Consider the following 13,208-nt stretch of genomic DNA (forward strand, 5'->3'; position numbering starts at 1 on the left):
ATTCAACCACCCGGTGTTCTTTGAGTGGCGTCAGGCCTTGGCGAGTTCGCCGCAGACGAAGGCTTCTTCGCCCGCGTGCAGCAGGCCGTCGAGCACGTCGGGCAGATCGTGCGGATCGACGATCAGCACTAGGCCGACGCCGCAGTTGAAGGTCCGGCGCATTTCGTGCTCGGCCACGCCGCCGACCTCGGCCAGCCACTGGAAGACCGGCGGCAGGGTCCAGGCCTCCCAGTCGAACCTGGGAACCAGGCCCTCGGCGATGGCGCGCGGCGGATTCTCGATCAGGCCGCCGCCGGTGATGTGCGCGACGCCCTTGATGCGGCCGGCCTTGATCTGGGGCAGCACGCTCTTGATGTAGATTCGCGTGGGCGCCATCAGCGCCTGCGCCAGCGTCTTGCCCTCTTCGAACGGCGCCGGCGCGTCCCAGGCCAGGCCCGAGCGTTCCACGATCCGGCGAACCAGCGAATAGCCGTTGGAGTGCGGGCCGGACGAGCCGATGGCGATCAGCACGTCGCCGGCCTGCTGGGCGTCGAGCTTGGGCAGCACGCCGCCGCGATCGACGGCCCCGACGCAGAAGCCGGCCAGGTCGTAGTCGCCTTCGGAGTACATGCCCGGCATTTCGGCGGTCTCGCCGCCCACCAGCGCGGCGCCCGCCTGCGAGCAGCCCTCGGCGATGCCGGCCACGACCCGCGCGGCCGCATCGACGTCCAGCTTGCCGGTGGCGAAGTAGTCCAGGAACATCAGCGGCTCGGCGCCCTGGGCCAGCAGGTCGTTCACGCACATGGCGACCAGGTCGATGCCGACCGTGTCGTGCATGCCGGTTTCGATGGCGATCTTCAGCTTGGTGCCCACGCCGTCGGTCGTGGTGACCAGCAGCGGATCTTCGTAGCCGGCGGCCTTCAGGTCGAACAGCGCGCCGAAGCCGCCAAGGGCCGCATCGGCGCCGGGGCGACGCGTCGCCTTGGCCAGCGGCTTGATACGCTCTATCAGGGCGTTTCCGGCGTCGATGTCGACGCCGGCCTGGGCGTAGGTGAGGCCATTGGGCCGCTCGGTCATGTGACGCCTTTAGTACCAGGACGAGTAAGAAATCAGCCGCTGCGCGCATCAGGCGCTTGCAGACTCGGCTTTGCGCGAGCGTATAGCTACTTGATGACGCCGATTACAACCACCGCCGAACTGCAAGGGTTCTGCGACAAGGTCAAAGGTCAGCCTTTTATCGCCGTGGACACCGAGTTCATGCGCGAAACGACCTACTGGCCGAAGCTCTGTCTCATCCAGGCTGCGACCCCCACCGCCGAAGCGGTCATCGACCCGCTGGCCGACGGCATCGACCTGGAGCCGTTCCTGCAGCTGATGCGCGATCCGAGCATCGAGAAGGTGTTCCACGCCGCCCGGCAGGACGTCGAAATCTTCAATAATCTGAACGCGATGCCGACGCCGCTGTTCGACACCCAGGTGGCCGGCATGGCCGCCGGGTTCGGCGAGCAGATCGCCTACGACGCCCTGGTCCGCCAGATGCTGAAGGTGGAGATCGACAAGTCCTCGCGCTTCACCGACTGGGCGCGCCGCCCGCTGACTGACGCTCAGCTCATCTACGCCGTGGGCGATGTGACGCACCTCGCCAAGCTCTATCCCATGCTGCGCGCGCGGCTGGAGAAGGAAGGCCGCCTGGCCTGGGTGGTCGACGAAATGCAGGGCCTGATCGATCCGGCCATGTACGACACCAGCCCGGAAAACGCCTGGAAGCGGCTGCGCCCGCGCCGGCACACGGCCAAGTACCTGGCGATCTTCAAGGCGGTGGCGGACTGGCGCGAGCGCACCGCCCAGCAGCGCGACCAGCCGCGCGGCCGGATCCTCAAGGACGACGCCATCGACGAGATCGCGACCCAGGCCCCCACCGACGCCGAGGCGCTGGATCGCCTGCGCTCGGTGCCGAAGGGCTTCTCGGGCTCGCGGTTCGGACCGGACCTGCTGGCCGCCGTCCGCGAGGCGCTGAAGGATCCGGAAGCCTACGCGCCGGTGATCGAGCGGCACAAGCCGCAGAACTCGCCCGCGGCCGGCGCTGTGGTCGAACTGCTGAAGGTGCTGCTCAAGGCCCGCTCGGAGGACGCCGGCGTGGCGTCCAAGCTGATCGCAACCGTGTCCGACCTCGAGCAGATCGCCAACGACGACAACGCCAAGACCCAGGCCCTGACCGGTTGGCGCCGCGAGGCGTTCGGCGAGGACGCCCTGCGCCTGAAGCGCGGTGAACTGGCCCTGGTGCTCGACGGCGCCCGCGTGCGGGTGGTCGAGGTGCGGCGCGCCCCGAAGAAGGCGACGGAAGCGGCCGAGTAGGCCGCCTCCAACTCAGCAGGCCGCTGCTTCTCGCGTGGCCAGCCGCTGGCTCAGCAGCGCGGTGACGATCGCCGCCGCCGGCATCAGCGCCCCGATCCAGGTCACCGCGCCCAGCCCCGGTCCATGGTCTATCACCGCCCCGCCGAGCCAGGCGCCCAGGGCGTTGCCCAGGTTGAACGCGGCGATGTTCAGGCTGGAGGCCAGGGTCTGGCCGGCCCCGCCCGCCGCCTCCATCAGCCGAAGCTGCAGCGGCGCGACCGTGGCGAAGGCCGCGGCGCCGAGCAGGCCGGTGAAGACGACCGCGGCGGGCTTGTTATCCAGGATGAAGGTCATGGCCAGCATGACCATGGTCAGCGCCCCGAGCGTGCCGAACAGGGCCGGGGTCAGGGCGCGGTCGGCCGCCTTGCCGCCCAGGAAGTTGCCGGCGACCAGGCCGCCGCCGAACACCAGCAGGATGGGCGAGACCGCGGCGATCGGAAAGCCGGTGATCTGGGTCAGGATCGGCTGGATATAGGTGAAGACGGCGAACACCCCGCCAAAGCCCAGCACGGTCATCAGGAGGCCCAGCAGCACCTGCGGCCGGCGCAGGACCGACAACTCCTCGGCCAGCGAGCCGGCCTCGACCGGCTGCTCGGCCCGGGGGACGAAGAGCACCAGCACGGCGGCGGCGAAGACGCCGATGCCGCCCACCGCCCAGAAGGTCGAGCGCCAGCCGAAGGATTCGCCCAGCCAGGCGCCGAACGGAACGCCCACCAGGGTCGCGGCGGTCAGGCCGGTGAACATCAGGGCGATGGCCGAGGCCCGGCGCTCGGGCGTGACAAGCCCGGCTGCGACCACCGATCCCACGCCGAAGAAGGTGCCGTGCGCCAGTGCGGTGATCACCCGCGCGATCATCAGGACCTCGTAGTTCGGCGCCAGGGCGCAGGCGAGGTTGCCGATGGTGAAGATCGCCATCAGGGCGATGAGCGTCGTTTTCCGCGGCAGTCGGCGGGTGGCGATGGTGAGCAAGGGCGCGCCGGCGAAGACGCCCAGCGCGTATCCGGTGATCAGCAGGCCCGCGGCGGGGATCGAGACCCCGAGATCCCCCGACACCTGCAACAGCAGGCCCATGATCACGAATTCGGTAACGCCGATGCCGAAGGCTCCGGCGGTGAGGGCATAGAGGGCGATAGGCACGGCTTTCTCCAAGGGCGTGGGGCGAGCCTGCGCTAGATGGAGCCGTTCAAGCCTATGAAGTAGAGTGCATGAAGGCACATCACTTATGAGCTGAACTCAATGTCTAGGCCGGAGATCAACCGTTCGACCGAGATGGAGGTCTTCGTTCGGGTCGTGGAGACCGGCGGGCTGTCGGCTGCGGCGCGGGCTCTGCGGCTGACCCCGTCCGCAGTCAGCAAGCTCATGACCAGGCTTGAGGCGCGCCTGGGCGCCAGGTTGCTCAACCGCTCGACCCGCAAGTTGCAGCTCACCCCCGAGGGCGCGGGCTTCTACGCCCGCAGCGTCCAGGTGCTGGCCGACATCGAGGAGGCCGAGCGCGAAGTGCTGGCGGGCGCGGCTCCGCGCGGGCGGGTCAGGGTGAACAGCGTCGTGGACCTGGGCCGCAACCTGCTGCTGCCGCTGGTTCCGGGGTTCCTGGCCCAGCATCCGGACGTCACCCTCGACATCGTCCTGACCGACCAGGTAGTGGACCTGCTGGAGGAGCGCGCCGATATCGCCGTCCGGGTCGGGCCGTTGCGATCCTCGAACTTGACGGCGCGCAAGCTGGGCGAAAGCCGCACGATCGTCGTGGCTTCGCCCGACTACCTGGCGCGCCGTGGAACCCCGACCAGGTTGGAGGATCTGGCTGGCCATCACCAGATGGACTTCACCTTCGCCCGCAGCGTCCGCAACTGGCCGTTCCGCAATGCCGACGGGGAGATCGTCTATCTGCCGGGCGTCGGCGGCGTACAGGTGAGCGACGGGGAAAGCCTGCGTCGACTGGCGGTGGAAGGAGCCGGGCTCGCCCGGCTCAGCGTGTTCTCGGCCGCGGCGGACCTGGAAGCCGGGCGGCTCGTGCCGGTGCTGGAAGAGTTCCATCCCGGCGACAAGCTCGAGGTCCACGCCGTGTTTCTCGGCCAGGGCGGGCGTCTGCCGGCGCGGGTGCGGGCGGTGATCGACTACCTGGCCGCCAACCTGCGCCTGCCGACCTGGCCGGTGTGAGGAACTTGTGGATAAGTTGAACGGCTTGCGGCGGTTGGCGTAGCGATGTTCTTCAAGTCGGTTGCGCACCGATTATCCACCGAACGCGGATATTCCGGTCGTGCTTGATCCTTGCCAGCGGTTCGGATCGGCGCGAGCCTGAACCCGTCGAAGGGAAACGCAGCGCGGCGAGCCGGGGAGCCCCCGGAGCGGAAGCGGGCAGAAGGCTCCAGGAGACGTCAGGCCAAGGGGCGACCCAAGGCCGGCGCCTCTCGGAACCACGGCGACGACCAGGCCGGCCAGAGCGATCTCGCCGCCCGAACCGTCAACGACCTTCCGGCATCAGGTCCCATGACCTGGATGGAGGCGACGCCGTGGGTGACCGCAGCGCCGCCTTCTTGCCGTTGGCTACTTCACGTCGGTGAGTGCGTCGTAGACCAGCGGATAGGAGATGGACCGAACCTCCGGCGTGTCGCGGCCGGGAACCGAGCCGTTGAGGTTCTGAATCATGCCGATGAAGACTAGGTCGTTGGTCGGGTCGATCCAGAACCAGGTGCCGAACGCGCCTCCCCAGTAAAAGCTGTCCTTGCCCTGCGGGGTCGTGGCCTTGGCCGGATCGAGGACGACGGCGACATCCATGCCAAAGCCGATCCCCTGCTGGCTTGGGCCGTAGAGGTCCACCAGCACCCCGTCCTTCAGGACGTTCTGGCGCATCAGCTTGATAGTCTCGGGCTTCAGTATCCGCGTCCCGTCCAACTCTCCGCCGTTCAGCAGCATCTGGCTGAAGCGCCAGTAGTCCTCGGTCGTCGAGAGCAGTCCGCCCGATCCGGACAGGAAGGCCGGCTTCACCGACGGATCGTTGACGCTTGGCGTTGCGATGAGCTTCTTCTGGGCGTCATAGGTATGGACCGAGGTGACGCGCGGCAGCTCGGCCGCCGGAACGGAAAAGCCGGTGTCCGCCATCTTCAGCGGGTTGAAGATGCGCTGCTCGAAGAACTGGTCGAGCGGTTGGCCCGACAGCTTCTCGATGATGTGCCCCTGGATGTTCACGCTGGGGCCATAGCGCCAGTCGGTTCCCGGCTGGGTGGCGAGCGGTAGCTTGCCGAGCTTGTCGATCATCGCCTGCAGCGGCTCGTCGCGATTGGTGACGTCTGGCGCGTATCCGGCGGAGACATCGAACCCGGCCGTATGGCTCATCAGCTCGCGCATGGTCATGGGATGGTCCTGCGCGACCAGCGTTCCATCCGGTCCCTTGACCTTGAGGTTCGCGAACTCCGGCACGTATTTGGCGACAGGGTCGTCCAGCTTCCACTTGCCTTCCTCGTAGAGGATCATCATGGCGACGCCGGTCACCGGCTTGGTCATGGATGCGATGCGGAAGATGGTGTCGCGGTGGAGCGGGGCCTTGGTGTTCACGTCCTGCACGCCGTAGGCGTCGAAATGCACGACCTTGCCGTGGCGCGCGAGAAGGGTGGCGACGCCGGCCAGACGGCCCTCGTCCACTAGGCCGTGGAAGGTCTTGTTGAGGGCTTCAAGTCCCGTGGACGAGACGCCGACCGACGCCGGCGGGGCGATCGAGACTTCCGCCCAGGACGGGCTCGCGCCCAAGGCGACCGAGGCGAGCAATAGGGCAAGCAGACGCTTTCGCGTGACGGACATGGTCGTTCCCCCCTAGGGATTCGCTCTTTATTGAGCGCATTCTAGCTTGGGGTATGGGCCACGGCCATGGCCCCTCGTTGCAGCAGATCTGCCGCGCCCAATCCACGCACGCTCGGGCGGGCGGGGATGACGATCTGAACGATGGAGCCAGCTCGATCCAAGCCATGGGCGGTAGCCCCCTCGCGGCAGGTCGAGGGGGCTGGGAGAGAGCCTAGAGGCCGAGCGCGTCGTGCATCACCTGATTGACGGCCGGCTGGTCCATCAGGCCGCGGATCGCCGAAGCGTTCGGGCCGCGGGCGTAGGCGGCGACATCCTCACCGGTATGGGCGGCGCTGGGCAGGGGAACGGCGGCCTGGGCGACCTGTCTCATGTTCGCCGGATCGGGATTTGCGCGGGGCTCGCCCTTGGCCGGGCCGCCCGGACCCGTGGCGTACATCAAGATCGGGATCGCCTTGCCGTCGAGCGCCACGGCCGGGTCTTCGTCATTGCCGGGCAGCACGCCGAGGACCGAGGTTTCCCGCGCGCCGCCGCTGATGGTCAGGCCGTGGCTGTGGTCGGCGGTGACGATGATCAGGGTGTCCTTCGGATCGGTCAGGGCGGCTGCCGCGGCGATGGCCTTGGAGAACTCCACGGTCTCGTTCAGCGCGTCGCCGGCCAGGTTGGCGTGGTGCGACTTGTCGATCAGCGCGCCTTCGACGACCAGGAAATAGCCCTTCGGATTGTGGGAAAGCAGCTCGATGGCCTTGGTGGTCATGGCCGTCAGGGTCGGAGCGTCGGCCTTGGCGGCCAGACGCTGGCTCTCACGAAGCATGTTGCCCTTGGCGAACAGGCCCAGCACGCGCGGCTGGTCGCCCGGAAGGGCCGCCAGGGCCGACCCGGTCTCGACATAGGCGCCGCCGGTCGCCTTGCGCCACTCGGCGACAAGGTCGCGCGCGTCTTGGCGCCCTTCGGGCTTGAAGGCCTCGCGGCCGCCGCCGAGCATGACGTCGAGCTGCTGCGCCTTCGGGATGTCCAGCATTTGGCGGGCGATGTCGACGCAGCCGGCGTCCTTGGCTGCGGGGGGCAGATCGCTGTCGGATTGCCAGCGCCGCGACGGCGTGTGGGCGTAGAGCGAGGCCGGGGTGGCGTCGGTGATCTCCGCGGTGGAGACCACGCCCGTCGAGCGGCCCTGCTTCTTGGCCAGTTCCGCAAGGGTCGGCACGGCCTGGCCCTTGGCCGAGGCGCAGTCGCCCGCGCGGATCTGGTCGGTGACGCCCAGCGCGCCGTTGATCGTGCGATGACCGGTCAGCAGCGCCGAGGCGCCGTTGGCGGAATCTGTGACCAGGCTGTTGGCCGAATAGGTGCGCACCAGCGCCAGGTCCGGAAAATGCTCGAACGAGAGCAGGTTCGAGGCGCCGTCCGCGCCGCGCTGCTGCGCCTCGTAGATGCGGGCGGCCGTGAGGGTGGAGACGCCCATCCCGTCGCCCACGAAGAGGATCACGTTCTTGGCCCGCTCCGCCGCATGGGCGGGGGCCGCTGCGGCGCAGACCGCCCCGGCCAGCATCAGGGCCTTCAACACGCGCCGATAACTCATCACACTACTCACGCTCATCGACGCCTGTTCCGTTCGCTTCTGCATGGGTGCGGCCGAGGCCGCCCCGGTGATTTGACCGGCGTACTCATCGGCGGCGTTGATCACCGCGCCATGAAGCAGCCGTGACGAATTCGTGTCGCTGGTCGGCGCTGCGATTCTTAGGCGAGCAGCAACTTGAGGCGTAGGGACTGGGCGAGCGTCTGCGCCCGCTTTGCCGTTTGCTCGCCCAGCAGGATATCGCCCCAGCCGGCTTGCGGGGTGAGCACCAGCCGGTCGCCATCGATCGCCAGGCTGCAGCGGTCCAGCAGGGCCGCATTGCGCCCCGACAGGTCGCAGCCCAGGCGGATGGCCGTCCCCAGGGCGCGGGCGCGCTGGCGTCGGTCGGCGGACAGCACCTTGCCGACCGTTGTCATGTTCGGCGTGGTCGGGGCGGAGGAATGCCGGGCGAAGGCGGCGCTGGCCAGGAAGGCCCGCTCGGGGTGATTCATGCCCGCAAGCGGCGCTCGAAGCACCTGCTCGAAGGCCAGTTCGCCGCGATGGTCGGGATGTAGGCGTGCGCCGAGATCGGCCAGGCGACAGGCCGCTGCGGTCAATACGGGTTCGCGGGCGCCGAACACCGGTGGGAGTTGGTCGAAAGCCGGCGCCAGCCAGGCGTGGAGCGCCGGGCCCAGGTCGGCCGACAGGCCGCGGACCGTAGTCAGGGCCTCGCATCCCTCGATCAGGGGATCGCGCGCGGACTCCTCCGGCGACATGGATTCCAGCAGCAGGCCCTCGCGAAGGCCGTAGGCGGAGATCACCAGCCGCTCGATGCCCAGGCGCTCGATCAGCGCGTCCAGGACCAGGGCCGAGTAGGGCAGGGTGTCAAAGCGCTTCTTGGAGAGCCCCTGGATGCGTTCCAGGCTGCCCTTCGACTGGCGCGCCACGAAGCGGGCGACGTCCAAGGCGTCCGAGCGGTTCATCTCGTACTGGTGGGCCACCTTCAGCGGATAGTCGGCCATCTCCATGTGCAGCAGGGCGAGGTTGCGCCAGGCGCCCCCGACCGCATGGAATTCGCGCGTCCGGAACCGCAGGGCGGCCGCCTCGATGCGCTGATCGATGAGCCTGCGCACCTTGTCGATGTCGAGGGCCTGGGGCGCGCCAAGGGCGAATGGCCCCAGCGCCAGGGTGATCCCGTCCGGTGGGGCGCTGGGATCGAGGTGGACTAGTTCCAGGCTGGATCCGCCCAGGTCTCCGACCACGCCGGCGGCGTCCGGCTGCCCGGCGATGACCCCCAGGGCGGCGTAGCGCGCCTCCTCTGCGCCAGACAGCACCCGCAGCCGGATGCCGGTCTCCATTTCGACGCGGGCGAGAAAGTCGGGACCGTCGGCCGCTTCGCGCACGGCGGCGGTGGCGACCGCGAAGATCTCTGCCCGGTCCCAGCCGGTCAGGGTGGCGCGGAAGCGGCGCAGGGCGGCCAGCGCGGTCTCCACGCCCTCGGGCGAAAGCCGCCCGGTCCTCGGCAGGTCACGGCCTAGGCCGGCCAGCGCCTTTTCGTTGAAGATCGTCCAGATCGCCCGGCCTTCCAGCCGGTAGATGACCAGGCGGACGGAGTTGGAGCCGACGTCGATGACGGCGGCCTGGCGGAAGCCGGGGTCTTGCTGCGCGGCGGGCTCGTCCCGCGAGAGGCGGCTATCCGCGCGAGGCCACATGATCGATTGCGCGCGGCATGTCCTTCACCCTTTGGCCCCGGCCCGACAGGCTGGGATTGGTCATGAAGTACTCGTGCGCAGAGAAGGCGCCCGGGTGGTCCCATGATGGATCGCGGGTATAGCGGCCGTCGCCGTCCAGCGTCCAGCTTTGAGCTTCGTCCTTCAGGTTGGCGACCATGATCTGCTGCAGGACCTGCTGGTGCACTGTCGGGTTCTCGACAGGTGTCAGGCACTCAACCCGCCGGTCCAGGTTGCGGGGCATCCAGTCGGCCGAGGAGATGAACAGCCGATTCTCCGGCGAGGGCATTGGCGCGCCGTTGGCGAAGGCCACGATGCGGGCGTGCTCCAGGAAGCGGCCGACGATCGACTTGACCCGGATGTTCTCCGAGAGGCCGGGAACGCCAGGACGCAGGCAGCAGATGCCGCGGATGACCAGTTCGATCGGCACCCCGGCCTGGCTGGCCTCGTAGAGCGCGTCGATGATCACCGGATCGACCAACGAGTTCAGCTTGGCCCAGATGCCCGCCGGACGCCCCTCGCGGGCGGCCTGCACCTCGCGGCTGATGAAGCTCAGCAGGTCGGTCTTCATCGTCAGGGGCGAGGGCGAAAGCTTTTCCAGCCCCTCGGGCCGCGCATAGCCGGTGATGAAGTTGAACAGCTTGGCCGAGTCCCGGCCCAGCGCCGGATCGCAGGTGAACAGCGACAGGTCGGTATAGATGCGCGCGGTGACCGGGTGATAGTTGCCGGTGCCGAAGTGGCAGTAGGTGCGGAGCTGGTCGCCCTCGCGGCGGACCACCATCGAGAGCTTGGCGTGGGTCTTGTACTCCACGAAGCCGAAGACGACGTGGACGCCCGCCCGTTCCAGGTCGCGGGCCCACTTGAGGTTCGCTTCCTCGTCGAAGCGGGCCTTGATCTCCACCAGGGCCGTGACGTTCTTGCCGTTCTCGGCCGCCTCGATGAGCGCGGCGACGATCGGGCTGTCCGAGGACGTCCGATAGAGCGTCTGCTTGATCGCCAGGACGTTGGGATCGCGCGCAGCCTGGCGGATGAACTGGATCACCACGTCGAAGCTTTCGAACGGATGGTGGACCAGGATGTCCTTGGCGCGGATGGCGGCGAAGCAGTCCCCGCCATAATCGCGGATTCGTTCGGGGAAGCGGGTCTCGAACGGCTTGAACTTCAGGTCCGGCCGGTTCGACGGAATGAGCTGCGAGAGTTCGTCCAGACCGAGCAGGCCGTCGATGAGGATGATGTCTTCGCGCTTGGCGTGCAGGTTCTCGACGATGAAGTTGCGCAGTTCGACCGGCATGGCCGCCTCGATCTCGACGCGCACCACCGATCCGAGCCGGCGCTGCTTGAGCCGCTCCTCGAATTCGCGGACCAGGTCCTCGGCCTCTTCCTCGATCTCGACGTCGCTGTCGCGGATCAGGCGGATCACGCCCATCGCCTCGACCTCGGAGTCGGGGAAGAGGTGGTCCATGAACAGGGCGGTCAGGCTCTCCAGGCTGATGAACCGCCGCTCTGGCCGCTTGCGGCGCGAGGGCGGGGCCGGCAGCTCCCAGAAGCGCGCGACCTGGGCCGGGATCGGCACCAGGGCGTAGAGCAGCCGCCCGTCGACCAGCCCCTTCAGCTTCAGGACGATCGAGAAGGCCAGGTTCGGGATGAAGGGGAAGGGATGCGCCGGGTCGATGGCCAGCGGGGTCAGCACCGGGAACACCCGCGACAGGAAGGTCGTCTCCAGCGCCTGTTTCTCGGCGGTCGTGACCTCGTCGGACATGACGACCGCGAGGCCTTCCTTGGCCAGTTCCTGGCGCAGCCGGCGCCATTCGGACTGCTGGTCGGCCATCAGGTTGGCGGCCTCGGCGTTGACCCGCAGGAGTTGCTCGGCGGCGGTCAGGCCGTCCTGCGACACCGTGCGGACGCCTTCGCGAGCCTGGGCTTTCAGGCCCGCCACCCGCACCATGTAGAATTCGTCGAGGTTGTTGGCCGAGATCGACAGGAAGCGCAGGCGCTCGAGCAGCGGATGGCGCGGGTTCTTGCTCTCGTCGAGCACCCGCTCGTTGAAGGCCAGCCAGGAAAGCTCGCGATTGAAGAACCGTTCGGGCGATGCGGCCAGCTCGGGGTCGAGCGCAAGCGGATGGGTGTCGTCAGGTCGAGGTCGGGGGGCCGCGTAGGTCATGGACTGAGCATCGTTCGGCATGGATTGGTTCTGAACCAGCCCCGGAAAGCGTGCAAGTCATCCCTCGAAAAGGTCAAGAGTCTCCACACTATCTTCAAGAATCTGTCGCGCCAGCAGCCTGGAAATCGGTCGCCGTTCATGGTCGGCGGCTTCGTCGAGCTGCTTCACGATTTCGCGGGCGCAGGGAATGGACCGCTCCATGCGCCGGAGCAGGTAGGGGAAGACATCCTCCGGCGGGCGAATGCTCCGCTCACGGAAGAATGTTCTCAGCGCGCCTTCGAGAACTTCGTCGTCCGGCTCCTCGATCTCGGCGACGAACAGGGCGTTGAGGCGCGAGCGCAGGTCGGGCAGGGCGGCGCGCCACGCGGTCGGCGGGGTGCGTGCGGTGAGCAGCAGCCGGCTGCCCGACCGCCCGGCGATGTTGATCAGGTGAAACAGCGCCTCGTCGTCGATCCCTCGGTCGATGTCTTCCACCAGCGCCGGGCGGCCGTCGACGGCCGAAACGTCCGGGTTCGAACGATCGACGAGCACGGCCTGGGTGGTCTGCGCCCAACCCCGGGCGAGATGGGTCTTGCCCGCGCCCTCGGGACCGATCAGGGCCAAAGCGCCGCCCGGCCAGGCTTCCCACGCATCCAGGGCGGCGAGCGCCTGGGCGTTGGAAGGGCCCGTGACGAACTCCTCGCGGGCGAAGGAAACCGGACGCCTGAGCTCCAGGCGCAACTGCCGCATGGTGGGCCCCAAACGAAGTGGAACTGCCCCTGAATCTACCAACCGGAGCCGCGCGGGTCGACGCGCCGGCGCTCGCGGCCTGGGGATGACTTGCGAATTAGGTGGAAGAACTCGGGGTGTTCTTGGCCAGGTCACGGGCCGAAAACAGCGACCAGCCCTCCGGACGCAACAGTTCCAGCGGGGAGAAGCGGATCTTGTAGTCCATCTTCTCCGAGCCGCGGACCCAGTAGCCGAGATAGACGTAAGGGATCTCGGTCAGGGCGGCCTGCACCACGTGGTCCAGGATCACGAACGAGCCCAGGCTGCGACGGGTGATCGTCGGGTCGTAGAACGAATAGACCAGGCTGAGCCCGTCGTTCATCAGGTCGACCAGGGCGCAGGCGACCAAGTCGCCCGGGCCGCCGTCCTGCGAGCGTTGGCGATACTCGATGATGTGCGTCCGGACCGCGGTGTCCTCGACCATGGCGACGTAGTCGGGCCAGGTCATCTCGGCCATGCCGCCGTCGGCATGCCGGGTGAGCAGGTAGCGGCGAAGCAGGTCGAACTGCTCCATCGTCGCCTCGGCCTCGACCAGATGGCGTTCCAGGTCTTCGTTGCGCGACAGCACCCGGCGCTCGGAGCGCGAGAAGATGTAGTCCTTGGCCGGAATCCGCGCCGAAACGCAGGCCGAGCAGCTTTCGCACGCCGGGCGATAGGCGATGTTTTGCGAACGGCGGAAGCCGACCTGGGTCAGGCTGTCGTTGACGATCGCGCCTTCCGACAGGGGCAGGTGTGCGAACACCTTCCGCTCATGCCGGTCGGGCAGATAGGGACAAGGACTTGGCGCCGTCAGGAAGAACCTGAGCTGTCGCGTCGGGAAGTGTTGCGTCAC

At 68.0% G+C, this 13,208-nt stretch carries 10 protein-coding genes; 2 read left to right on the plus strand and 8 right to left on the minus strand.

What is annotated here, in order from left to right:
* Positions 1–30: 30 nt before the first annotated feature.
* A complete protein-coding gene (purM, locus tag ABID41_RS12525) occupies positions 31–1,056 on the minus strand; it encodes a phosphoribosylformylglycinamidine cyclo-ligase (RefSeq protein ID WP_354297798.1) in 1,026 nt (341 codons plus the stop codon).
* 93 nt (positions 1,057–1,149) lie between these two features.
* Between purM and rnd the strand changes: the two genes are divergently transcribed.
* Complete coding sequence (rnd, locus tag ABID41_RS12530; RefSeq protein WP_331927990.1) at positions 1,150–2,334, plus strand: ribonuclease D; 1,185 nt, start codon at positions 1,150–1,152, stop codon at positions 2,332–2,334.
* A gap of 12 nt (positions 2,335–2,346) precedes the next feature.
* On the opposite strand, the gene ABID41_RS12535 is transcribed toward rnd, so the two are convergent.
* Positions 2,347–3,510, minus strand: coding sequence for an MFS transporter (locus tag ABID41_RS12535; protein ID WP_331927992.1), 1,164 nt, complete (start codon positions 3,508–3,510; stop codon positions 2,347–2,349).
* Between the two features lie 99 nt (positions 3,511–3,609).
* Here ABID41_RS12535 and ABID41_RS12540 point away from each other — a divergent pair, with 99 nt between their 5' ends.
* The gene (locus tag ABID41_RS12540; RefSeq protein ID WP_331927994.1) at positions 3,610–4,530 is read left to right on the plus strand and encodes a LysR family transcriptional regulator; all 921 of its coding nucleotides are present in this window, start codon (positions 3,610–3,612) and stop codon (positions 4,528–4,530) included.
* A gap of 387 nt (positions 4,531–4,917) precedes the next feature.
* On the opposite strand, the gene ABID41_RS12545 is transcribed toward ABID41_RS12540, so the two are convergent.
* The 6 genes from ABID41_RS12545 to ABID41_RS12570 form a co-directional block, all read right to left on the minus strand.
* Entirely contained in the window at positions 4,918–6,168 is a 1,251-nt protein-coding gene (locus ABID41_RS12545; RefSeq protein ID WP_331927996.1) for a serine hydrolase domain-containing protein, read from the minus strand.
* 211 nt (positions 6,169–6,379) lie between these two features.
* Complete coding sequence (locus tag ABID41_RS12550) at positions 6,380–7,741, minus strand: alkaline phosphatase (RefSeq protein ID WP_354297799.1); 1,362 nt, start codon at positions 7,739–7,741, stop codon at positions 6,380–6,382.
* A 158-nt stretch (positions 7,742–7,899) separates the two neighbouring features.
* Entirely contained in the window at positions 7,900–9,429 is a 1,530-nt protein-coding gene (locus ABID41_RS12555) for a Ppx/GppA phosphatase family protein (protein ID WP_331928000.1), read from the minus strand.
* Complete coding sequence (locus tag ABID41_RS12560) at positions 9,410–11,608, minus strand: RNA degradosome polyphosphate kinase (protein WP_331928073.1); 2,199 nt, start codon at positions 11,606–11,608, stop codon at positions 9,410–9,412. The genes ABID41_RS12555 and ABID41_RS12560 overlap by 20 nt, the downstream gene beginning before the upstream one ends.
* A 57-nt stretch (positions 11,609–11,665) precedes the next feature.
* On the minus strand, positions 11,666–12,337 hold the full coding sequence (locus tag ABID41_RS12565; protein ID WP_331928002.1) for a P-loop NTPase family protein: 672 nt from the start codon (positions 12,335–12,337) through the stop codon (positions 11,666–11,668).
* A 97-nt stretch (positions 12,338–12,434) separates the two neighbouring features.
* Positions 12,435–13,208, minus strand: coding sequence for an arginyltransferase (locus ABID41_RS12570; RefSeq protein ID WP_331928004.1), 774 nt, complete (start codon positions 13,206–13,208; stop codon positions 12,435–12,437).

This window comes from Phenylobacterium koreense, from assembly GCF_040545335.1.
In the GTDB taxonomy this organism is placed as follows: domain Bacteria; phylum Pseudomonadota; class Alphaproteobacteria; order Caulobacterales; family Caulobacteraceae; genus Phenylobacterium; species Phenylobacterium koreense.